This is a genomic window from Streptomyces sp. NPDC056296 (genome assembly GCF_042268605.1).
Lineage (GTDB): Bacteria > Actinomycetota > Actinomycetes > Streptomycetales > Streptomycetaceae > Streptomyces.
On record NZ_JBHJRX010000018.1, the window covers coordinates 108,716 to 131,033 of the forward strand.

The 22,318-nt window shown below is 74.4% G+C and carries 13 protein-coding genes; 9 read left to right on the forward strand and 4 right to left on the reverse strand.

The features are described from left to right. Nucleotides 1-320 precede the first annotated feature (320 nt). The 3 genes from ACFCZF_RS15895 to ACFCZF_RS15905 all read left to right on the forward strand — a co-directional run bounded on the left by ACFCZF_RS15895 (nt 321) and on the right by ACFCZF_RS15905 (nt 4,050). Nucleotides 321-1,004: a LuxR C-terminal-related transcriptional regulator gene (locus ACFCZF_RS15895; RefSeq protein ID WP_375913018.1), complete on the forward strand. Its 684-nt coding sequence runs from the start codon at nt 321-323 to the stop codon at nt 1,002-1,004. Nucleotides 1,005-1,165: 161 nt separating this feature from the next. Further along, entirely contained in the window at nt 1,166-1,861 is a 696-nt protein-coding gene (locus ACFCZF_RS15900; RefSeq protein WP_376672138.1) for a DUF4255 domain-containing protein, read from the forward strand. Further along, on the forward strand, nt 1,858-4,050 hold the full coding sequence (locus ACFCZF_RS15905) for an ATP-binding protein (protein WP_376672139.1): 2,193 nt from the start codon (nt 1,858-1,860) through the stop codon (nt 4,048-4,050). Before ACFCZF_RS15900 ends, ACFCZF_RS15905 begins: the two co-directional genes overlap by 4 nt. Before the next feature lie 12 nt (nt 4,051-4,062). Here the strand turns inward: ACFCZF_RS15905 and ACFCZF_RS15910 are convergent, their stop codons facing one another. From ACFCZF_RS15910 to ACFCZF_RS15925, 4 genes are all read right to left on the reverse strand, one after another. After that, nucleotides 4,063-5,505 carry a ricin-type beta-trefoil lectin domain protein gene (locus ACFCZF_RS15910; RefSeq protein WP_376672140.1) on the reverse strand — a complete coding sequence of 481 codons (1,443 nt, stop codon included), beginning with the start codon at nt 5,503-5,505 and terminating at the stop codon, nt 4,063-4,065. Between the two features lie 74 nt (nt 5,506-5,579). Beyond that, nucleotides 5,580-7,007: a hydrolase gene (locus ACFCZF_RS15915; protein WP_376672141.1), complete on the reverse strand. Its 1,428-nt coding sequence runs from the start codon at nt 7,005-7,007 to the stop codon at nt 5,580-5,582. A gap of 106 nt (nt 7,008-7,113) precedes the next feature. Further along, on the reverse strand, nt 7,114-8,586 hold the full coding sequence (locus ACFCZF_RS15920; protein ID WP_376672142.1) for a DUF4157 domain-containing protein: 1,473 nt from the start codon (nt 8,584-8,586) through the stop codon (nt 7,114-7,116). A 305-nt stretch (nt 8,587-8,891) separates the two neighbouring features. Beyond that, a complete protein-coding gene (locus ACFCZF_RS15925) occupies nt 8,892-14,552 on the reverse strand; it encodes a hypothetical protein (protein ID WP_376672143.1) in 5,661 nt (1,886 codons plus the stop codon). 341 nt (nt 14,553-14,893) lie between these two features. Between ACFCZF_RS15925 and ACFCZF_RS15930 the strand changes: the two genes are divergently transcribed. The 6 genes from ACFCZF_RS15930 to ACFCZF_RS15955 all read left to right on the forward strand — a co-directional run bounded on the left by ACFCZF_RS15930 (nt 14,894) and on the right by ACFCZF_RS15955 (nt 22,308). Further along, complete coding sequence (locus ACFCZF_RS15930) at nt 14,894-16,495, forward strand: phage tail sheath subtilisin-like domain-containing protein (protein ID WP_376672144.1); 1,602 nt, start codon at nt 14,894-14,896, stop codon at nt 16,493-16,495. A 94-nt stretch (nt 16,496-16,589) separates the two neighbouring features. Beyond that, complete coding sequence (locus tag ACFCZF_RS15935) at nt 16,590-17,036, forward strand: phage tail protein (RefSeq protein WP_053133134.1); 447 nt, start codon at nt 16,590-16,592, stop codon at nt 17,034-17,036. Then, nucleotides 17,036-17,542 carry a hypothetical protein gene (locus ACFCZF_RS15940; RefSeq protein ID WP_375913036.1) on the forward strand — a complete coding sequence of 169 codons (507 nt, stop codon included), beginning with the start codon at nt 17,036-17,038 and terminating at the stop codon, nt 17,540-17,542. The genes ACFCZF_RS15935 and ACFCZF_RS15940 overlap by 1 nt, the downstream gene beginning before the upstream one ends. Continuing rightward, on the forward strand, nt 17,539-17,697 hold the full coding sequence (locus ACFCZF_RS15945; protein WP_167392550.1) for a DUF6760 family protein: 159 nt from the start codon (nt 17,539-17,541) through the stop codon (nt 17,695-17,697). The genes ACFCZF_RS15940 and ACFCZF_RS15945 overlap by 4 nt, the downstream gene beginning before the upstream one ends. A gap of 3 nt (nt 17,698-17,700) precedes the next feature. Continuing rightward, a complete protein-coding gene (locus ACFCZF_RS15950; RefSeq protein ID WP_376672145.1) occupies nt 17,701-21,798 on the forward strand; it encodes a hypothetical protein in 4,098 nt (1,365 codons plus the stop codon). An 87-nt stretch (nt 21,799-21,885) separates the two neighbouring features. After that, the gene (locus ACFCZF_RS15955; RefSeq protein WP_375913043.1) at nt 21,886-22,308 is read left to right on the forward strand and encodes a phage tail protein; all 423 of its coding nucleotides are present in this window, start codon (nt 21,886-21,888) and stop codon (nt 22,306-22,308) included. The last annotated feature ends 10 nt before the right edge of the window (nt 22,309-22,318 follow it).

Consider the following 22,318-nt stretch of genomic DNA (forward strand, 5'->3'; position numbering starts at 1 on the left):
TGAGACGTAGGAATGCGGACGCGGGTGGTGTGAGGTGGCCCACGAACGGCAACGGCATCCCGTGGCCCGGGCGGTGGCTGTGGCGAGGCTCACGGCGGTGCGCACCCGGCGTCACGGACCCGCGTGCCTTTGCACAAGACCCTCCTGACCTGCTGGAACGCCCACGCGGCGGCCCGTTCGGGAGGGCCTGCGCGCTGGTCTCGTGGTGTGCCTCGTGGTGCTCCACGATTGCGCAGCCCCAGCCGTCACAGAAGTGTGGAACACGCTCATCCGCTACCGGCCTGCGCCGAACGGCGGGCTCGTGAACAGGGGGGAAACGGTTGCTCAACTCACCCCGGACCACCATTGCATCCACCCTCGGCGCCGACGGAGCCGTCGGCGTCACCGACCGGCGTGTCCCGGTGGCGGTGTCCGCTCCGGACCCGATCAGCCGCGAGGGCGCGGTCAGCCAGTTGCGCCGCCACCCGGAGATCGACCTGCGCGAGGAGTCCGGCCCCGGCACGGTGGCCCTGCTCATCGAGGACGCGCTCGACGAGGCGGCGCTCACCCGGCTGCGCCGGATCGTGCGCAGCGAGGGCGCGCGCGCCGTACTCGTGGTCGGCGCGATCCGGGAGAGCGAATTGCTGGACGTCGTCGAGTGCGGCGTCGGCGCCATCGTCTGGCGGCACGAGGCCACCGCCCACCGGCTGGTGCAGGCGGTACTGGCCGCTTCCCGCGGCGACGGCGACCTGCCCGCCGACCTGCTCGGCCGGCTCATCAGCCAGGTGGGCACCCTGCACCGGGGCGCGGCGGGCCGCCCCGGCGCCCCCTCGCTGGGTCTCGCACCCCGCGAGGTGGACGTCCTGCGACTGGTCGCCGAGGGCCTCGACACCGGAGAGATCGCCGGCAAGCTGTCCTACTCCGAACGGACCGTCAAGAACGTCATGCACGGACTCACCACGCGACTCCATCTGCGCAACCGCGCGCACGCCGTGGCCTATGCCCTGCGGGAAGGCTACATCTGACCGAACGGGCAATCGAGGGCGGCCCCTCGGGGCCGCACGGGCAGGGTGGCCTGCCCGGCCGCCGTCCCCGGCGCGCCTGCGGGCGGGACGGCACCCGGGGCACGATCGGTGACGGACAGTGGCGGACGGCTGCGGCGAGACGGCAGGGCGGGAGCGCGAGAGTGATCCACGAGGTGGACGAGGTCCTCAAGAGCCTCCTCGGCGGCGGCGCGCTGACGGGCTCGGGCATCGACGTGTCCTTCGAGGCACCCACCCGTGACTGGGCGGCCCGGCGCAACGCCCCCGTGGTCAACGCCTACTTGTACGACATCCGTGAGGACGTGGCCCGGCGCCAGAGCGGACGGGTGTCGGTGCGCGACAAGCGGGACATCGAGGTGCGGCGCCGCCGACCGCCACGCTGGTTCCGGCTGTCGTACCTGGTGACGGCCTGGACGAAGACCCCGCAGGACGAACACCGGCTGCTGTCCGCCGTACTGGCGACCCTGCTGCCGCGCGAGGTCCTGGCCCCTTCCGAACTCCCGCCCGCCCTGCGGGCACTGGAGCTGTCGATGCCGCTGACGGTGGCCGGCACCCAGACGGAGTCCCGTTCCCTCGCCGAGATCTGGTCCGCCCTCGGCGGCGAGCTGAAACCGTCCCTGGACCTGGTGGTGACCGCTCCCTTCCCCGCCTTCCCGGAGTACGACGCCGGGCCTCCGGTCACCGAGGGCGCGGTGGTCCGGGTACGCGAACTGCCCGGCGAACCGGCGCAGTCCAGCGAGCGCTCCCACCGGCCGCACCAGGTGGCCGCCGCCCGCGCCGCCCGCAAGGACGCGGCCTCTCTCAAGGACGCGGTGAACCGCCGCACGGACCAACGGTGAGCGCCCCCACCGAGGACGCGACGACAGCCGCCACCTCCGGCACCTCCGGCACCCCGACGGGCGACCCGTCCGACCCGACCGACCCGTACGTCTCGCAGGACTCGTACGGTCCGTACGACTCGCAGGACTCGCAGGACTCGCAGGACGCGTACGACTCGCACGACGATCCCGCGCACGCCCTGCTCGCCCACCTCGCCGTCCTGCGGGAGCGGGTGACCGCGCTGGTCGAGCACCGCGCCGCCACCGACCCCACGGCCGACGACCCGTTGCGCGGCCTGTACCTGTCCGACGACGCCGTACGCCACCTGCTGCGCACCTGGCCGTCCCCCGACGCCGACGAAGCCCTCGATGGCACCGAAGCTGCCGAAGGCACCGATGCCGCCCCGCCGCACGCGTCCGCCGACGCCCCGGCCGGTCCCGGTGACCGGCTGGCGCTGCTGGCCGGGAGGACCGGGCTGACCGAGCTGGACACCGCCGTCCTGCTCATCGCCCTCGCCCCCGACGTCGACCGCACCTTCGAGCCGCTCTACGGCTACCTCAACGACGACGTGAGCCGCCGCCGCGCCACCGTGGGCCTCGCCCTGGACCTGTGCGGGGTGCCCGCCCACCTGGCGGCGGTCCGGGCCCGCTTCCACACCTCGGCACCGCTGCGCGCGCTCGGTCTGCTGGAGGTCGAGGAGCCCGAGCGGCCCTTCCTCACCCGCTCGTTGCGGGTCCCGGACCGACTGGCCGGCCATCTGCTCGGCGACGACACCCCGGACGCCGCGCTCCTCGGCCGGCTGCACCCGATGCCGGACCCGCTGCCCGTGGGCGCCGGCGCCGAGGACTTCACGCGCCGCCTGGTCGCACGGCTGCACGACGGCCCGCTCACCGTCTACCTGCGCGAACAGCGTGAGGGTGACGGGCTGGCCGCCCTCGCCTCCGTCCTGCGCGCCGCGGGCCTCGACGCGCTGTGCTGCTCGGGACCCGAGGACGACCTCTCCACCGTTCCCGAACTGCTGCGCGAGGCACGCCTCGGCGGCCGGGCCGTCGTGGTGTCCGGCCTGCCCGGCCGACCGGGCCCGCTGGTGCGGGCGCTGACCGCGGCGACGGACGTGACCGTACTGCTGACGGACCCCCGCCCGTACGACCCGCAGTGGGCGCCCCACGACCCGCTGGTCCTGGACGCGCCGGGCCGCCGGGCCGGCGGAGCGGCCGCCTGGCGGGCCGCGCTGGGCCCGGACGCCGACGGCTTCGACCTGGCCACCGCCGTCGCCCCCTACCGCCTGGGCGGCGACCGGATCCAGCGGGCCGCGCACGCCGCCCGCGCCCTCGCCGCGTTCGACGGCGGCCCGGTCACCGCCGACCACGTCCGGCTGGCGGCCCGCCGGCAGTCGGCCTCCGGCCTGGAGAGCCATGCCCGGCGGATCCGCCCCGCCGTGGACTGGCGGGACCTGGTCCTGCCCGACGCGCCCCTCGTCCAACTGCGCGAACTCGCCCTGCGCGCCCGCCACCGCGACCGCGTCCTCGGCGACTGGCGGCTCAGCGCGGGCGGCGGACGCGGCCGGGGCGTCCTCGGCCTGTTCGCGGGCGAGTCCGGCACCGGCAAGACCCTGTCGGCGGAGGTGGTGGCTGCCGACCTGGGCCTCGACCTCTACGTGGTCCAGCTGTCGTCGATCGTGGACAAGTACGTCGGCGAGACCGAGAAGAACCTCGAACGGATCTTCACGGAGGCCGACCGCACCGACGCCGTGCTCCTCTTCGACGAGGCCGACGCCGTCTTCGGCAAGCGCTCCGAGGTCAAGGACTCGCACGACCGGTACGCCAACATGGAGAGCGCCTACCTGCTCCAGCGCCTGGAGTCCTTCGACGGCATCGCCCTGCTCACCACCAACCTGCGCGCCAACATCGACGAGGCGTTCACCCGGCGCCTGGACCTGGTCGTCGACTTCCCGTTCCCGGACGCCGGTCAGCGGCTCGCGCTGTGGCGGCACGGACTCTCGCACGTCCCGTCCGCCGACGGCATCGACCCGGCCCCGCTGGCCCGGGACTTCGAGCTGGCGGGCGGGTCGATCCGCAGCGCGGTGGTCACCGCCGCCTACCTCGCCGCCGGACGCGGGGACCACGTGACGGCGGGCGACCTCCTGGAGGGCGCCCGCCGCGAGTACCGCAAGGCCGGGCGTCTGGTGCCCGGCGAAGGCGGTTGGTGACCCGGACCCCGGTCACCCCTCCTTCTTGGGGTGGATGATCTTCCACTCCTGGTCGTCGACGTTGGTGCAGTCGGAGATGTTCAGCCGGGTCTCGGTGCCGCCGTTCCGGCCCTCGACGTTCAGGCACCTGTTGTTGCTCACGAAGTTGCGGATCCAGTAGTCACCGCTCTCCTGCTTCTGCACCCACCAGAGCTGGTTGTCGGCCAGCGTGCCGTCGCAGTGGTACTCGGCGACCCCCGTTCCGATCGGACGGGGTCCGTACTCCCCCAGGTCCATGCAGAGCTTGTCCGTGACGTTGCGGATCTGGAAGAGCGGGACCCCGCCGGGACCGCCCTTCTCGTATTTCACCTCAAGGTTCCAGAACTGGTTGTCGCCCTCAAGGTGGCAGTTGGCCTGCTGGACGATCCCTCTGGCCTTCCCCTTCTCACGTCCGGGGACGTCGGCGCACATCTGGGTGCTGGCGTTGCGCAGCATGACGTTCATTGCGGGCACGACGGGCTTCGGCTTCGGGGGCTGCTTGGACTCGCCGCCGCCCTTGCCCTCGTCTCCCTTGCCCCCGCCGCCGTCGCCCTTGGGTTCCTCGGAAGCCGGCTGCTCGGGTGCCTTCGGCTCCTCGGGCACCGACTCGGCCGCGCTCGGCAGCGTCTCGGGACTCGCGCTCGGACTGGGCGCCAGCGCACTGCCCGCCTGCTCGATCTGATCGACGGCGCTGGTGCGGACCTGCGGCTTGTACGCGATCCAGATCATCACGAACGCGATCGTCAACGCCAGCGCGATACCGAAGAACGCCGCCAGCCAACCCGGCAGGAACCCACGCTGCACATACGTACCCTCGACCTCCGTCGGCTCGACCCCCGACCGACGCACCGCCAGCGTGTACGGCCGCTCCTCCTTCGACCCGAACCAGATGATCTGCCGCGGCTTCAACGTCGTCTCCACGAACGCCGCCCGACCCGGCTCGATCTGCACATTCCCCGGCCGGATCTCGTACGACAGATGATCCCCGGTATCACTACCCGCGACCGACGCCGTCACCTTCGTATTACCGAGGTTGTCGACCGCCAGCCGCGGCCGACCCCGGAACCGCCCCTTCACCGTCGGCGGCACCAACTCCGCCCGCACCTCGGCGAACGGCGTGATCGTCAGATTCCCCTCCGGAACCGTCACCGCATCCGGATGCTCCGTCGGCGTAATCCGCACCGCATACGGATTCGGCCCGGCGGCCGCGTCAGGGGTCCGGGGCGGCGCGAACGTCAACTCGACGGTGCCGGTCGTCCCGGGGTACAGCCGCAGCGTCGGCGGCTCCACCGTCGTCCAGGGCGCCACGTCCCCGACGGGCTCGAACCGGTACTCGTCGACGACATCACCGGTATTACGCACCCTCAGCCGCACACGCGTGCTGCTGCCGGGATCGACGGTGGCGGACGCGGGCTCCAGGGAAGTCCAAAGGCTCACACACCGACGCTACGCATGTCCCGATGCTCCGTCAGGAGTTCGAGGGGCAGACCCGGTTGCCCTCGGAGCCTCCCTCACACGGTGATACGGACAGCCTCCAGCTGGAGCTTCCGGTCCATCGGGCTGCCGAAGTACCGCCAGTCCGCGGGCTTGGTGCAGCCCTGCTTCTGCCAGCCCTTGTCCTTCACGTGGGTGTTCGGGCAGACGGCGCCGTCCACGGTCTTGAGGGTGAAACCCTGGAGAGGCGAGATCGCCTCCTTGGAGCTGCCGAGGTACATGTCGACGCCGTCGGCGGCACTCTTCCACTTGGAGCCGGTCAGCCACCCCTCGACGACATGGGCTCCGTTGCCGGTGACGCCTCCCGTCCCGGCCACAGCGATGTTGAGAGCCTTGATCGGCAGCTTCTTGCCGACCGTGCCGGCCTCGGCACCGTCGCACACCGGGTCCTGCCATCCCCGGTCCGCCACATAGGCGCGGTAGCAGATGTGCCGGCCCTCGCTGCGCGCGGCGATCTCCTTCACCGCTGTGGCCGCGGTCCGGGGCTTTGGCGGATCGGCCTTCTTCGACTCGCCGCCGCCCTTGTCGCCGCCACCACCGCCGCCGCCGTCGTTCTTGGGCTCCTCGGACGCCGGCTGCTCGGGCACCTTCGGTACCTCGGGAGGCGACTCGGCCGCACTGGGCAGCGTCTCCGGAGCGGCACTGGGACTGGGACTGGGCGCCAGCGCACTGCCCGCCTGCTCGATCTGATCCGCGGCACTGCTACGGACCTGCGGCTTGTAAGCGATCCAGATCATCACGAACGCGATCGTCAACGCCAGCGCGATACCGAAGAACGCCGCCAGCCAACCCGGCAGGAACCCACGCTGCACATACGTACCCTCGACCTCCGTCGGCTCGACCCCCGACCGACGCACCGCCAGCGTGTACGGCCGCTCCTCCTTCGACCCGAACCAGATGATCTGCCGCGGCTTCAACGTCGTCTCCACGAACGCCGCCCGACCCGGCTCGATCTGCACATTCCCCGGCCGGATCTCGTACGACAGATGATCCCCGGTATCACTACCCGCGACCGACGCCGTCACCTTCGTATTACCCAGGTTGTCCACCGCCAGCCGCGGCCGACCCCGGAACCGCCCCTTCACCGTCGGCGGCACCAACTCCACCCGCACCTCGGCGAACGGCGTGATCGTCAGATTCCCCTCAGGAACCGTCACCGCATCCGGATGCTCCGTCGGCGTAATCCGCACCGCATACGGATTCGGCCCGGCGACCGCGTCAGGGGTCCGCGGCGGCGCGAACGTCAACTCGACCGTCCCGGTCGTCCCGGGGTACAGCCGCAGCGTCGGCGGCTCCACCGTCGTCCAGGGCGCCACATCCCCCACAGGCTCGAACCGGTACTCGTCAACGACATCACCGGTATTACGCACCCTCAGCCGCACACGCGTGCTGCTCCCGGGATCAACGGTGGCGGACGCGGGCTCCAGCGAAGTCCAAAGGCTCACACACCGACGCTACGCACGTCCCGACGCACCGTCAGGAGCCCGAGGGGCAGGCCGGGCGGTCGCGAGGGCCTGGCCGTCTGCCCTCACGTCCCCCCGCGGACCCTTCTCACCTGTGGTGCCACTCGCTGACCGGCAGGCCGTTCGGCACCTTGAGTTCGAAGGATCCGCCGATCACGGCGTCCAGTGCCGCGGCCGGTTCGTTTCCCGCTCCGAAAGCCGAGGCCGCCAACAGCTCCTTCAGCTTCGTGCCGGATCCCCGGAACGCATGGGCTCCCTTGAGCGCCTCACGCGCTCCGTCCGCGTCCATGTTCTTGTTCATTCGCTCCAGCAGGTCCGCGGAGACCCAGCAGTCCGGGATGCTGTCCAGGTCCCACTCCGCGTACCAGTGCTTGTTGTTGAGCCAGTTGCGGTCGGGCACCTTGCCGTCGACGGCCACCAGGTAGAACGAGAACTTGATGTTGCCCAGCGAGCGCCAGTCCGCGACGTTCGTGTTCGCGCTCGCCCCTCCGGCCTTCGCGTTGTCGTATGTCGACATGATGTCCCGGAAGGTCGGCGGGGACTTCGGGTCATCACCCGTGTAGTGGCGGATCGTCCACCGCTTGGCCAGCAGGCTCTGGGACGCGGTCTTGCGGACAGCGGGAATTTTGTGCTTCTCGACGTCTTTGATGTGGGAAAGCATGTCGAAGTCCGCCTGTCCCTCACCGGCGGGGAACTGCTGCTTTCCCATGTACTGCATCAGCTCCCAGGCGTCGTCCTTGGAATGCCCCGACGCCTCCAGGGCGGCGATCATCTCCGCCGGGTTCCGGGCAGCGCGCAGCGCGTCGTCCCCGGCCCGCTGCACAGTGCCGCCACCCTCGGACCCCGTGCTCCGCTGGACGGCCGTCTCCGTACCGTCCGCCTGCTCCGAGACCCTGCGCTGCGCGACGACGGACGGGGCGGTGCCGGCTCCGGACATGAAGGCGTCGCTGTCGGTGTCCGCCGCCCGCTCGGAGCCCTGCCCGGGGTCCGTGACGATGAGGCCGGGACCGTGGTTGTTGCCCGTCTCGGGGATGCCCTTGATGTTCTTGTCGAGGTGGCTGGCCTCGTGGACGAGGGTCTTCGTGTCGGTATTCGGACCGAGGAAGATGTGCTTGCCGACCGTCATGGCCTCGGCGCCCAGGGCCGCGGTGGCGCGCTGGGCTATCGGGTTGTCGTGCACGCGCCCCTCGGAGAGCCGGTCGTTCCGGAAGAACGGCTTCGCCTTGGCGAGGAAGGCCCCGGGGAGCGACGTGCTCGCCGTGTTCCTGGCAGCGTCGAGGAGGCTGCGCTGAGCCGTCGGACCGGTGTCCTCCGCGGCTCCGTGCCCGCAGCCGGGCCCGTGCTCGTGCGGGGCTTCCCGGCGCTGCACGGTCGGCGCCGCGTGCCCGCACCCCGGGCCGTGCTGGTGCCGCTCCGCCTCGACGGACCGGGCCACGGCCGCGTTCCCGGCCAGGCGCTGGAGGGTCAGCATCCGCTGGACGGGCGCGCTCGGCGCGGCCACCTGGCGGGCCGTCGCGTCCCGCTCGTCGGACGATCGGCTCCGCGTTCCGTGCGCGCGCACGACGCTCCCTTCGACACCGGACGGTTGACCACCCAGCCTTACCGGAGCACCCCCGCCTCCGGCAGGTCCGTGAGGGCAGCCTCGGGGGCAGTCCGGGCGGGCGACGGGAATCGCCGGGCGGCCCTACGGGTAGGTCCTACCGCCCCCGACGAACCACCGCGCCTTGGACCGGCGGCCCAACGGACAGGCCCTACCCGCCCCAGAGAACCGCCGCGCCGCCCCGGACCAGCCGCCCCCACCGACAGGCCCTACCCGCCCCCGGCAAACCGCCGCGCCCCGGACCGGCCGCCCCCCACCGACACGTCCTACCCGCCCCCGGCAAACCGCCGCGCCTCGGACGCCGGCATCCGGATCACCACCGGGATGGGCAGTACGCCGTCCCGGACACCGACGGCCACCGCGCCCCGCACCCCCTGCGTGTGCCGGCGCCGCACCCGCGCCACCGCCCGGAACTCCAGGGTGAACTGCACGAGCGCCGAGGTCTCCTTGGGCTTCTGGAGCGGGACGGTGCCGGCCGCGTTGCCCACCGTTCCGGCCGCGCCGCCCTCGCTGCCGACCCCGCCGGGCGCGTTGGTCAGGCCGGACTGCTCGACCCGCACCGGTCCGCCGCCGCCCGAGAAGCCCGCCGAACGGCCGTGCCGCGCCGCCTGCCGGTGCTCCACGCTCGCGGGACGGGGGCCCTCCGGGCCGCTCTGGGCCACCGTCTCGAAGGTCATCGCCTCGCTCTCGCCCAGCGACCGGGCGTCGAGCAGCCGCGCGTGCAACTCGCAGTCGACGTCGCGGCCCTCGGCGCCGGAGATGTGCACCGGCGGCAGTTCGGCACCGGCGGACACCAGGAGCGGCAGGGCCGCCAGCAGCCACTCGGTGGAGACCGCCTCGCCGTGCGCGTAGTGCGCGGCGCTTCCCGTGCCGGGGCCGGTGCCCGCGTCGGCGCTCGCCATCGCCCGGCCGATCAGTGCCCGCACCTGCGGCGCGCCCCGGAAGCCGTCGGCCTGCGCCTCCATCGGCAGCCTCGCCCCCGCCGCCCGCCACGTGCCCAGCGCGGCCGGGTGGGCGCCGCTCCCGCCCGGTGCGACCTCCGGCCGCCGTCCCGGAAGGCGCTCTTCGGATACCGGAGTCACGTTGGCCAGGGCCGCCAGGTCCTTCTCCAGGGCGCGGTGCACCAGGGCGCCGCCGAGACCGACGCGGGCCACCTGCCCGTCGGCGGACCGCAGTTCCAGCTCGGCCGTGACCGGGACGCGCACCTTCACCGACGGCGCCTCGCCCACGATGGCCCGCAGCCCGGTCTGCCCGCGCTCGGCGACGGCCCGGCTGGTGGCCTCTGACCGGCCGGCCACCGGTCCGAGGACCCCGGCGCTGCGGTCGGTGGCCGCCTCCCCGGCCGCCTCGGAGCCGGTGAGCACGAGGCCCACGCCGTCGGAGCTGCTCTCCTGGTGGGTTCTCGTACGCTGCGCGGCCGCCACGGTCGCGTACTCCATCTCGCGGTCGCCGCCCGACGGCCCGACGATCTCACCGGCACCGGTCCGCCGGACGTGGAACACGGCCCGGTACGGCTTGGCACGGCGGCCGGGCCTGCTGCTGTTGCGCAGCAGCTCCACGGGCACGCCGCCGTCCATGGCCCCGGCGAGCAGGCCGGTGGCGCCGGCCGGGTCCAGGACGCGCAGCAGCCGCTGCACGTTGTCGAAGCGGTCGTCGAGCCGGTGCGAGGGCAGCAGGTCCTCCGCCAGGCTCCGGTCCTTCACGGCCGCGCGCAGCCGCCGCAGGAGGGGGACGAAGTCGGGCAGTTCGTCGATCAGGCCGAAGCCGATGGGCATGCCCTTGGCGTGCGGGGGGAGGGGCGTGGGGACCGCCGGGGTGTCGGTGTCCGTCTCCCGCTGCCGTTCCCTGCCTTCCTCCTCTCCCGCGCCGGTCTCGATCGCCTTGCCCTTGCCCTTGCCCTCGCTGCTGCCTTCGCCCTTGCCCTCGCTCTCGCTCCTGCCTTCGCCCTTGCCGCCGCTCCTGCCGTCGCCCTTGCCGCCGCTCTTCTCCGCCGCCGGGCCGGGCGTGCCGAACAGGCCGTCCGGTCCCATCCGCGCGAGCGTTTCCTCCTGCTCCTTCGCCCGTTCCTCCGGGTCGCGCAGCCCCGCCGCCGCCAGCTGGGCCCCGGTGAGCCACAGGCCGACGCTGCCGGGGATCGTCCGCTGCCTGGCCGCCGTGTAGGGGCCCCGGCCGTTGACGGCGACCTCGGCGACCATGCTGACGGCCAGGTCGCACTGGACGAGGTAGAGCGGGCGGCTGCGCGGGGCGACGGCGTTGCGTTCCACCGTGCCGCTCAGCGTCGCGCTCTCGGCGTCGGTCGAGGCCTTGGTGTTGCGGTAGGCCGGGGTCTCCCACATCGACCAGCCCTGGCCCGTCTCCATCGCCCGGGCGTTGCCCGAGTACGTCCTGCTCCTGGTCCGCGCCCGCTGTCCGGAGCCCTGGTGGCCGCCGAGCGCCATGTTCTCCATGCCCGCGCCGGTACTCCGGTGCCGCACACGGGGGTTGGTGAGGGCGAAGCGGGTGCCGACCGCGCCGTCCAGCGCGGCGAGCCGCCTGGGATGACGCAGGCCCGCCACCACCCAGCCCGAGCTGACGCCCTGCCTCAGGGCCGCCGTGACGGCCTGCGGGCCGAACCGGTCCTCGACCGCGAGGCGCGGCGCCAGGCCCTCCGCCTCGAACGCGGTGTCGCCGGGCTTGTCGGTACGTCCGCCGCGCGCGGCCTGGGAGAGCAGCATGAAGGCCAGGTCGCGGATCTCCTTGGCGTCCCCGACGGTCTCCACGAAGTCCCAGTCCCGCAGACCGCGGCCCGCGGGCCGGGTTGTCAGGTCGGTGATGCCGGTGGCGTCGAGCTTGCCGATCCGGCCCTGCCGCGCCGCGGCCCGGCGCCGGTTCAGCCCCTCGTACGCCTCGTCGTCCAGGGTGGTCGCGGTCGGGGCGCTCAGCCGCACGTCCTGGCCCTGCTCGCCCAGCTCGCGCAGGGGATTGTCCTCGGCGGTGCGGTCGTCCGAACTGGCGATCACCTCGGCCGCCGGAGTGTGCCGTCCGGGACGACCGGGGGTGAGGGCCCGCTTCGCGGTGCGCTCGCGGCTGGTCATGGTGACGTGCACGCCGAGCGACAGCCGGGTGGCGAACGTACTGGTCGACACGTCACCGCTGTTCAGCGAGTCGGTACGGGTCACCGGGCCGCCCTGGGCGCTGCGGCTGCTCTCCACCGCCGCCTCGGCGGCCACCTGCGCGGACAGCGCGCCCGGCACCAGGGTGCCCTGGACGGCGCCCTGGACGCCCGCCTTCCGGGCGGACACGCCGCCCGTCTGACCGCTCGACCCCACGCCGGCGCTGCTGCGCACCAGCCAGTCGGGGGTGTCGCCGAGATAGGTGACCGGGCCGATCCGGCCCCGGACGCGGACCTGTACGTCGTCCGACCTCAGCCCGGACTTGCGGCGCAGCCGCACGGGCACCCCGGTGGACAGCAACTGGTCCTTGTTGGCCCGCAGGTTGGTCTCGGACAGGACGGTCAGCAGTTCCCGGTAGTTGCGCCGCTGGGCCTCGGCGTCCGTGCGGTTCGCGGATCCGCCGGTGGCGCCCCTGCCGGTGGCGGCCCCGCCGGCGGTGTCCCTGCCGGTGGCGGCCCCACCGGTGGCGCCCCTGCCTGCGGCGGCCTCGCCGAACGGCGGCAGATAGCCGGCCAGCCGGGGGTCGGACGCGAACAGCCGCTCCAGCGTCTCGATCAGGGGGCGGGTGTCGAGGTGGGTGAGAGCGGCGCTGGAGCCCATCGCGTCGAACGGCAGATGGCGTTCGACCTTGCGCGGGCTGCCGTCGGCGTCCCGTTCGGGGGTGCCGTCGGCCTTCGTACGGTCCGCCTTGGTGAACAGCTCGCCGGGTTCCGTGCCGGCGGGCAGCGGCAGCCCCAGGTGGTGGGCCTCCTCGGCCCGCATGCTGACCCAGGCGTCGACGGTGTGCCGGGCCGAGCGGCCGGCCGGGGCGACGGTGTGCCCCGGCGCGGCGGGCCCGGTGCCCTCGACGGTCAGCAGGATCCGGCCCAGGTACAGGGCCTTGCTGCCGCGCACCTCGGCACCCTGCCGGGTGGCCGCCGCCTGGTCGGCCGAGGAGAAACGCATCCGCCGGAAGCTGACGCCGGGCATCGTCTTGATGCGTACGGACGGCCCCGCGCCCGGAGCGCCGAAACCGACGGCGGGGCCGGCCCCCGCCATGCCGCTCATGCCCTTGCCCATGGAGGCGCCCATGCCGTGCTGCGCCTGCTGATGGGTACGCAGCTGGGTCTGGCCGGCCTTCCACGCGGGGGTCAGGGAGACGATGTCGGCCCGCATCCGGTAGGCGCTCTCGGCTCCGGCGGCGCCGGCCGACAGGTCCTCGCTCGCCACCCAGCCGGTCAGCAGGCGCGGCAGGTCCTGGAGGATCGTCGCGGCGCTGGTGGCCTCGTAGAGCCGGGTGCGGTCGGCGGAGTCCGGGGGCGCCGCCTGGGGGTGCAGGGTGGAGTTCACCTGGTCGAACAGGCCCCCGCCGCCCGCGTGCGGGGCGCCCCGGTCCTCCACGCCGACGACCGCCATCGAGGTGGCCTGCCGTACGCCCTTCCGCTGCTCCTCGGAGAGATCGGATGCGGGGCCGGGGGCCGGCCGCTCGGTGCCGAGGGGCACGAGGTGTTCCTGCGGCACCCGCATGGTGAGGGTGCCGTCGGCCTCCACGACCCGCGCGGTGCCGTAGGGGCCCTGCGGTCTGATCCGCACGGTGTAGCGCACGTGCCGCAGCGCCCGGACCGTGCCGCCGGAGCTGCGCAGGGTGCGCGGCTCGGCCACCGTCCTGGTGTTGTGCACGTCGTGGTCGCTGCGCAGCCCGAGGCCGCCCGCGAGCTGCGCGCCGCCCCAGACGCCGGGCACGGGCGTCGGGACCAGGACCGTACCGGAGCCGCTGAGGCCGATCTGCTTCGAGCGGGCGGTGTCGGTCACCACGGTGGCGGACGAGGAGTGCTGCTGGTCCACCTTCGTGTCGTTGTCCCGGGCCGCCAGGTCGGCCGGGGCCCGTTCCTGCGGCAGGACGGGCGAGGCGGCGTCGGGGTTCTCGAACAGGGCGGGCTCCGGCGCGGCGTGCCCCGGGTCCGGCCGGACGGAGACCGTGACGTCGTACGCGCCCTTGCTCCCCTGCACGGTGAAGACCCGGCCGCGGCCGTAGAAGGTCTCCGGCCGCCCCGCCAGCTCCCGCTTCACCGTGGCCACGTCGCGGTCCGCCCCGCCCGGGATCGCGGCGACCGCCCGGCCCACCGCCTCGTGACCGGTCAGCCCCGACACGGTGGAGAGTCCCGCCGACGTCATGTCCGTCAGATACGGGGGCAGCACCAGCGGCGGATGCTTCGGGGCGTTGCCCGGTCTCGCGATCTCCGGTCCCGTGCTGCGGCCGGCGACGGGCGGGGTGCGCCGGGTGTTCCGGGTGTTCCGGGCCGGACGGCGGCGCGGCGGAGTCCGGACGGCAGCCGTCCGCTCCCCCGTTCCGCCCTCCTCCGCGACCGCGGCCGGCGTTCCGTCCTCCTCCGCGACCGGGGCCAGCGGCGCCCGCGCCACCACGAGCGGACCGCCCGGTGTGTCCGGCGGGCTCGGGGCGGGACGGCTGCCGATGAGGCGGGAGGCGGCGGCGTTTCCGGCGCTGCCCTGGATGGCCAGCAGCTCCCGCGGGCCGAGCGCGGCCCCGGAGGCGGGCGCCGGTGCAGGTCCGCCTGCCTGACCGCCTACCTGTCCGCCGTACGACTCCCGCCCACCGCCGTACGACTCCCGCGCACCGCCGTACGACTCCCGCGCACCGCCGTACGACTCCCGCGCACCGGCCCTGCCGACGTCGGCGGCCCTGCCCGCGTCGGTGGACCTGACCGGCGGGGGCACCGCCGCCGTGCGGCCCGGCACGCCGCCGTCCGGACCGGACTTCTCCTGCCGTCCCCGCATCGCACGCCCCTGCCCGACGAGGCGTCGGCCCCGTCCCCTCGTCGCCGGCCGTCGAGAACCGGCGCGGGCTCGGCGTGGTGCGGAGCCCGGCCAGGCCGGGAGGCTAACTCATGAACGGGGACCGGCCACAGGGTGAAGATCGAACGAAAGCGTCCCCAACAGGCGGTGTCGGACGCGGTGTCGGGGCTCCCACCAGCGGCCGAACGCCCCGGCCTGCCCCAACGGGCACAGCCGGGGGCAAGGTCGGTGCCCCCACTCCGGCACCCCGGGGCGTTTCGGGGGGAGCAACGCGCGCGCGAGGGTGAGGGGCGTCCTGTCTCGTACCCCGAGGAGAGCAGAGCATGCCGTCCTACCTGTCGCCCGGCGTCTACGTCGAGGAGGTGGCCAGCGGCTCGCGCCCGATCGAGGGAGTGGGCACCTCGGTGGCGGCCTTCGTCGGTCTCGCGCCGACCGGCCCGCTGAACGAGCCCACGCTGGTGACCAACTGGACGCAGTACGTCGCGGCCTTCGGTGACTTCACCGACGGGTACTACCTCGCGCACTCCGTCTACGGGTTCTTCAACAACGGCGGCAGCGCCGCGTACGTCGTCCGCGTCGGCGGTTCCGCCGAGGACGCCGTCGCCGGTTCGGACGGTACGTCCGCTCCCGCCGCGGTGACGGGTACCGCCGCCCCGGCCGCGCTGCCGGGCGCCGAGCCGAAGCAGCTCGGCACGTTCGCCGTGACGGCCAACGCCGCCGGGCAGCACGGCCCGCTGTCCGTCGAGGTCGCCGACCCCGAGGGCGAGGGCCCCGCCGAGCGCTTCAAGCTGATCGTCAAGGACGGCGAGAAGCCGGTCGAGACGTTCGACGTGAGCGCCAAGAAGGGCAACCGCTCCTACGTCGTCACCCAGGTGAAGGAGCGCTCCAAGCTCATCACCGTGACGGAGGCCGCGCCCACCGCGCAGCTGGCCCGCCCGGAGAACCAGAGCCTGACCCTGCCGGCGCCGCCGGCCGCCGCCCCCGCCGCCCCGGTCGAGAAGAGCGAGAGCTCGCACCCCGGCCCGGCCCACTACCTCGGCGACTCCGCGGACCGCACCGGCTTCGGCGGCCTGGAGGCCATCGACGAGATCTCCATGGTCGCGGTGCCCGACCTGATGGCCGCCTACCAGCGCGGCGCGATCGACCTGGAGGCCGTCAAGGCGGTCCAGCTCGGCCTCATCGCGCACTGCGAGCTGATGGGCGACCGCGTCGCCATCATCGACCCGCCGCCCGGCCAGAACGCCCGTCAGATCCGCGTCTGGCGCCAGGAGACGGCCGGCTACGACTCCAAGTACGCGGCCCTGTACTACCCCTGGATCAAGTCCTTCGACCCGGCCTCCGGCCAGTCCCGGCTGATCCCGCCGAGCGGTCACGTCGCCGGCATCTGGGCCCGCAACGACACCGAGCGCGGCGTGCACAAGGCCCCCGCCAACGAGGTCGTCCGCGGCGCCGTCGACCTGGAGATCCAGATCACCCGCGGCGAGCAGGACCTGCTCAACCCGATCGGCGTCAACTGCATCCGCGCCTTCCCCGGCCGCGGCATCCGCGTCTGGGGCGCCCGCACCCTCTCCTCCGACCCGGCCTGGCGCTACCTGAACATCCGCCGGTACTTCAACTACCTGGAGGAGTCGATCCTGATCGGCACCCAGTGGGTGGTGTTCGAGCCGAACGACCACAACCTCTGGGCCCGCATCCGCCGCAACGTCTCGGCGTTCCTGGTCAACGAGTGGCGCAGCGGCGCCCTCTTCGGCCAGAGCCCGGCAGAGGCCTACTACGTCAAGTGCGACGAGGAGACCAACCCGCCGGAGTCGGTCGACCTCGGCCGGGTCATCTGCGAGATCGGTATCGCGCCGGTCAAGCCCGCCGAGTTCGTCATCTTCCGGCTGGCCCAGTTCTCCAGCGGCAGCGGGGAGCTGGAGGAGTAGGACACGCGTCCGCCGCCTCTCCGGCCCCCTCCCCCCGCCTCTCCCAGATCGCCAGATCGCCAGATCACCAGATCACTAGAAGGACAGCGAACACATGGCTCTCATGCCGGGTGACTCCCTCACAGCGAACAACTTCGGGCTCCAGATCGACGGTGTGATGGTCGAGTACCTCGCCGAGGTCAACGGCCTCACCCTCGAACAGGACGTCATCAAGTACCCGCAGAACAACAGCACCACCGGCAAGCACGAGACGGCCGTGCTCCCCGGCAACAAGAAGGACGGGCAGTGCACCGTCGTGCGGGGCATGACCCAGTCGTCGTCGTTCACCCAGTGGATCAACGATTCCATGAACGGCCGGATGTCCACGGCCCGCAAGAACGCCTCCATCATCCTGATGGACTCCGAGGACACCCCGGTCAAGCGCTACAACCTGCGCAACGCCTGGTGCAGCAAGATCGACGCCAGCGCGGTCAAGGCCGGCGACACCTCCGCGCTGACCGAGACGGTCACCATCGTGTTCGAAGAACTGGTCATCGAATAATGCGGCGCGCGGCTGTCGGGGCGCCCGCCGCGGCCCCCGAGGACCCCCAGACCGCGGCGGCGGGAGCGGACTTCCCCCGTTCGGCTCCCGCCGTCGCACCCACGGAGACACCTGCCGAGGCGGTACCGCGGCAGCAGCTGCGCACCGAGTTCCCCTTCGAACTGCCGCGCGGCTACGTCGACGACTCGGGCACGGTCCACCGGGACGGTGTGATGCGCCTGTCGACGGCACGGGACGAACTGATCCCGCTGCGCGACGTGCGGGTGCAGGAGAACCCGGCGTACCTGTCGGTGGTGCTGCTCGGCCGGGTCATCACCCGGCTGGGCACGCTGACGATGGTGCACGACGGGATCGTGGAGAACATGTTCGCCTCCGACCTGGCGTTCCTCCAGGACTTCTACCGTCAGATCAACGCGGAGGGCCACACCCGCGCGGCCGTTCAGTGCCCGCACTGCACGGAGCCCTTCGAGGTGGAACTCGGCGGGAGCCGCCTGGGGGAATCGTGACGTACGCGACCGACCGGCTGCACGAGGAGATCGCGTACGTCGCCTACCACTTCCACTGGAGCCTGGAGGCGATCCTGGATCTGGAGCACCAGGACCGCCGCCGGTACACGGACCAGATCGCGTCGCTCGTGACGCGTGGCGCGGCGGAGGGCTGATCGGTGGGATTCCTGGACCGGCTGCGAGGCCGTCGTGACGGGCTGCGGGACGGCGCCGGGGGCGGCGGCGCCGGGGGCGGAGACACGCCCCCGGCCGGGGCCGCCGGCTCGGACCCGGGCGGGAGTACGGCGAGTGCGTCGCGTACGGCGAGTACGGCGAGTACGGCGAGTACGGCCGCCGAGCCCGCGCCCGTGGCCGTCGCCGCCTGGACGGGCCTGCCGCCGATCCAGCGGGCGACGGGGGACGCGCGTACGGGAGTGGCGGACGCCGGGTTCGGCGGTCGGCTGCCGACCTGGCAGAACCCGTCGTTCACCGGGGCGCCGTCCCCCGCGGTACTGAACCCGGCGGCCGGCAGCAGCATGCTGTCCGGCACGTTCGGCGAGTCGGCGCAACCGGTCGCGGGGCCCGGACGCCCCGTGCGGTCACTGCCGTCGGCGTCGCCGGCCGGCGCGGCTCCGGTGCAGCGGATGCCGGTCGCGCCGCTGCGGGCGATACCGGCGGCGACGGCGCCGTCCGCGCCCACGGCTCCCGGTCCGACCGCTTCACCCGCGACGGTTCCCGGTGCCGCGTCCGCGACACCGGCCGCGCCGGTCCAATGGGCGCGCCCCGCCGGACCGGCGTCGTCCGCGGCACCGGCGAGCACGCCGGCCCAGGGCTCCCGTGGGGTACGCGTGGCACCGGTGCCGTCCGCCGCGCCACGCCCCCGGCAGTCTCTGACCAAGGCCCCGTCCGGGTCGGCGGCCGTGCAGCGCCGGGCCCTGCCCGCGAGCCGCCGGACGACCAGCGCCCTGCCGGACTCCTCGGGAGCGGCACCGTCGTCACCGGACGGTGACCGAGGGGAACCCGGCGCGGCCCCGGGCCCGGTCACCTCCCCGGCCCGCCCGTCCGGCACCGGGGCGGCCACGGCCACGGCCCCGACGGGTGCCACGGCCACGGCGCCGACCGGTGCCACAGCCACGGCGCCGACCGGTGCCACAGCCACCGGTGCTCCGGTGCAACGGGCGGCCCGCCCGCACCAGCAGCCGCCGACCGGCACCGACGCCCCGACGGCGACCCCGTCCGGGGGCGACGTCACGTCCGGCCTTCCGGTACAGCGCGCGGTACTCCGCCCCGGCCCCGCCCCGACCGCCGGTGCGCGGCACGCCGGCCCGACGTCCACACCCGCCGCTTCCGGCGACGGTACGGCAGCCGACGCCCCGGTGCAGCGCACAACGCCACGCCCTGGCCCCGCACCCACGACCGGTTCCCGGCACACCACCCCGACGTCCACACCCACGGCTTCCGGCGACGGCACGGCACCCACCCCCGCCGCTCCCGGCACCGGCCCGGCAACCGGCACCCCGGTGCAGCGGCCCGGCACCGCCCCGACCACCGGCGCCCGGCACACCACACCGACCTCCACCTCCGCTGCTTCCGGCGACGGCACGGCAGCCGGCACCCCCGTGCAGCGCGCGGTGCAGCGGCCCGGCCAGGCACCGGCCGGCCGCACCGGCCCCACTCGCGGGGCCGAGCCCGGCAGTGGCCGCCGGACTCCCTCGCCGGACGCCCCGGGCGCGCCGGTGCAGCGCGCCGTACCGCAGCCCGGCCCCACCGCGGCCACCCGCGCCACCACCGGGCCCGACCCTTCCCCGCCCGGCAACCGGACAACGCCCGCACCCGGCGCCGACCCGGCGACCGGCACGCCGGTGCAGCGCGCCGTACCGCAGCCCGGCTCCACACCGAGCGGGGCGACCGGCGAGCTTCCGGTGCACCGGGCGGTGCCCCAGTCCTCCACCGGCACGACCCGCAGCGCCCCTGCACCCAACGCCGCCTCCACCACCGGCCGTTCGGCCACCACAGCCGACGGCACCGCCGGCGACCTCCCGGTACAGCGAGCAGCGGCCCAGCCCACCACGCCCACGCCCGGCACCGGCACCGGCACCGGCACCTCACGCACCGGCCGGACACCGGCGGCGGCGTCGCCGCCTGCGTCGCCGTCGTCGTCGACCACGGGAGCCACCCCGCCGGCCGACCGTCCGGCGCCCCCAGTCGCAGGCAGCGCGACGACCGGCGCCCCGGTCCAACGGGTCATGCCTCCGCTCAACCGCCCCTCCGCCACCGCCAACCGGGCACCGGCCGCACCCAACCGCGCCGCGGCCTCCGGCACCCCGGTCCAGCGAACGGCGTCTTCGCCCGGCCGCTCCCCCGCGAGCCCCGAGAAGCACGACGCCGGTCCCGGCGACGCGGCACCCGGCAGCGCCTCCCGGACCAACGCGGCACCCCGCGGCAGCGCCCCCCGAACAGACACGGCACCCGGCACCCCGGCCCACCCGGCGTCCACACCCCCGCCGGTCCAGCGAGCAGCGGCCCGGACAGGCCCCGTACCGGCCCCGGACAACGGCGCGGGCACGCCCACCGCGTCCCGACCGGCCGGCACCGACCTGCCGTCAGGCAACCAGGCGGGCAGCCAGGCGGGCAGGGGAAGCGGCCCGAGCTCACCCGGAGCCACCACCTCCCGCGGCACCAGCGACGCGACCGACGCACAGCGGCCCTCGTCACCTCCCGCCGCCCCCGGCCGACCCACCACCCCGACCGGCGCGCAGCCCCCTGTCCAACGGCAGGCGACAACCCCCGGCCAACCGAAGACACCGCAGACACCGCGCCCCACGCAGCCCACGCAGTCTTCGCAAGCCACACAGCCCACGCAGCCCACGCAGCCCGAACCGGTCCGCCGCGCCCACAACGCCCCACCCCCCGCCGCCCCCGGCACCGCACCGCACCCGCCCACCGGCCCATCCCCCGCGACCTCGCGCACGGCCCCGCCCCCGGTACAGCGCTCCACCGGCCGGTCTGCCGAAGCACCGAACGCAGCCGCCACCGGCCCGACTTCGGCCACCGACCCGGCGTCCGCCGCCCACCGCGCCGCCCCCGTCGACTCCGCGCCGCCCACCGTCCAGCGGTCACTCCCGGGGAACCCCGGACCGGCCGCCGCCGTGCCCCTCTCCCGGCCAGGGATCGAGAAGCCGGCCGCGCCCAACCCCGCACACCCGGTGCAGCGCAGCGCCACGACGCCCCGACCGGGTCTCGGCGCCCCCACCTCGTCCAGGCCGCCGGCCACCGCCGTACGCCCGCCCACGGAGCCCGCTGCCGCCCCGCACGCACACCCGGCCCCCGGCCCGGCACCGTCCGCACCCGCGCCGGTCCAGCGAGCGGCGGCCCCGCGCCGCTCTCCACTCGGCGCTCCCCTCCGCACGCCGCCGACCGACACCACGTCACTCGCCGCGCGGTCACCGGCACCGGCACCTGCCTCCACCACCCCCCGCACCGACGGCCGTACGCCGCCGCCGATCCAGCAGACCACAGCCCCGAGCCCCACCACACCCACCACCACCCCCACCTCAGCGGCCCCGGCGTCACCCCCGCCGCCCCCGCACCGCGCCGCAGCCACCGGTAAGGCCGCCCCCGTACCGGCGACCCCAGGCACCCCCTCCCCCGCGCCCACCGCGCCGACCGCGCCCCAGCCAACTCCCCCCGTCCAGCGCTCCACCCGGCCCACGCCCACCAAGGCCGTACCCCTGCGCCGGCCCACGCCCCCGGGCGCCACCGCCACCGCGACCCCGCTCCCCGTGGCCCCCCTCACGCCACCCACACCGTCACAGCCCGGCCCACCGCACCCCGTCAGCGCACCGGCGACGGCGGCGGACGCCGACGCCACCTCCGCGCCCACCGTCCAACGCCTCCTCGGGCGCCGCACCGCCACCGGTGCCCTCGCCGCCCACGCGGCGGCCACCGTGTCCTCGGCCCTGAACCGCCTGCTGCCCCCGACGCCCCAGCACGCCCCGGCCGACCCGCCGCCCCCCTACAGTCCGCCGGAGTCCCAGAGCGCGTCACCGCCCGGCAACCCGCCCCCGTACTCGCCGAGTCAGGCCACCCCGGCGCAGGAGGACCCGCCCCCCGCGTACACGGCGGTCCCGGCCGGCGGGTTCGACCCGCGCGAGCTCACCGAGTTCCAGCTGGACGAACTGGTGCACCGGATCGTCGGCCGCGTCACCCGCCACGTCCGCACCGAGCTGCGCATGGACCGCGAACGGATCGGCAGACTCCGCGACCCCCGCCACTGACCGGCCCACCGGTCCGCCACTCCGCCCACACCGCCCCCACGACGCACCTGCCACACCAGACACACCCGACAGAAAGGCCCACCCCCGATGCCCCGCCAGGACCCGGGCTCCACGATCTGGTTCACCCTCACCATCGACGGCGAGAGCCTCGGCTACTGGAACGGGTGCGAAGGCCTGTCGTCCCAGGTGGAGATCGAGCAGCGCCAGGAGGGCGGCAACAACGGGTTCGTGTGGCAACTGCCCACCCGCGTCTCCTTCTCCAACATCCGGCTGACCCGCCCCCTCACCCCGGACACGGCGAAGGTCGCCAAGTGGATCTCCTCCATCCAGACGGGGATCAAGCGGCCGACCGCGCAGATCTCCGCCCTGCGCGCGGACGGGTCGCTGGTCGCCCGCTGGGGGCTGATCGACGTACTGCCCGTCAGCTGGCAGGGCCCCAGCCTCGACCCCGGCAACCCGGCCGTGGCGAACGAGGTCCTGGAAATCACCCACCACGGCTTCACCGACTGACGGCGCCGCG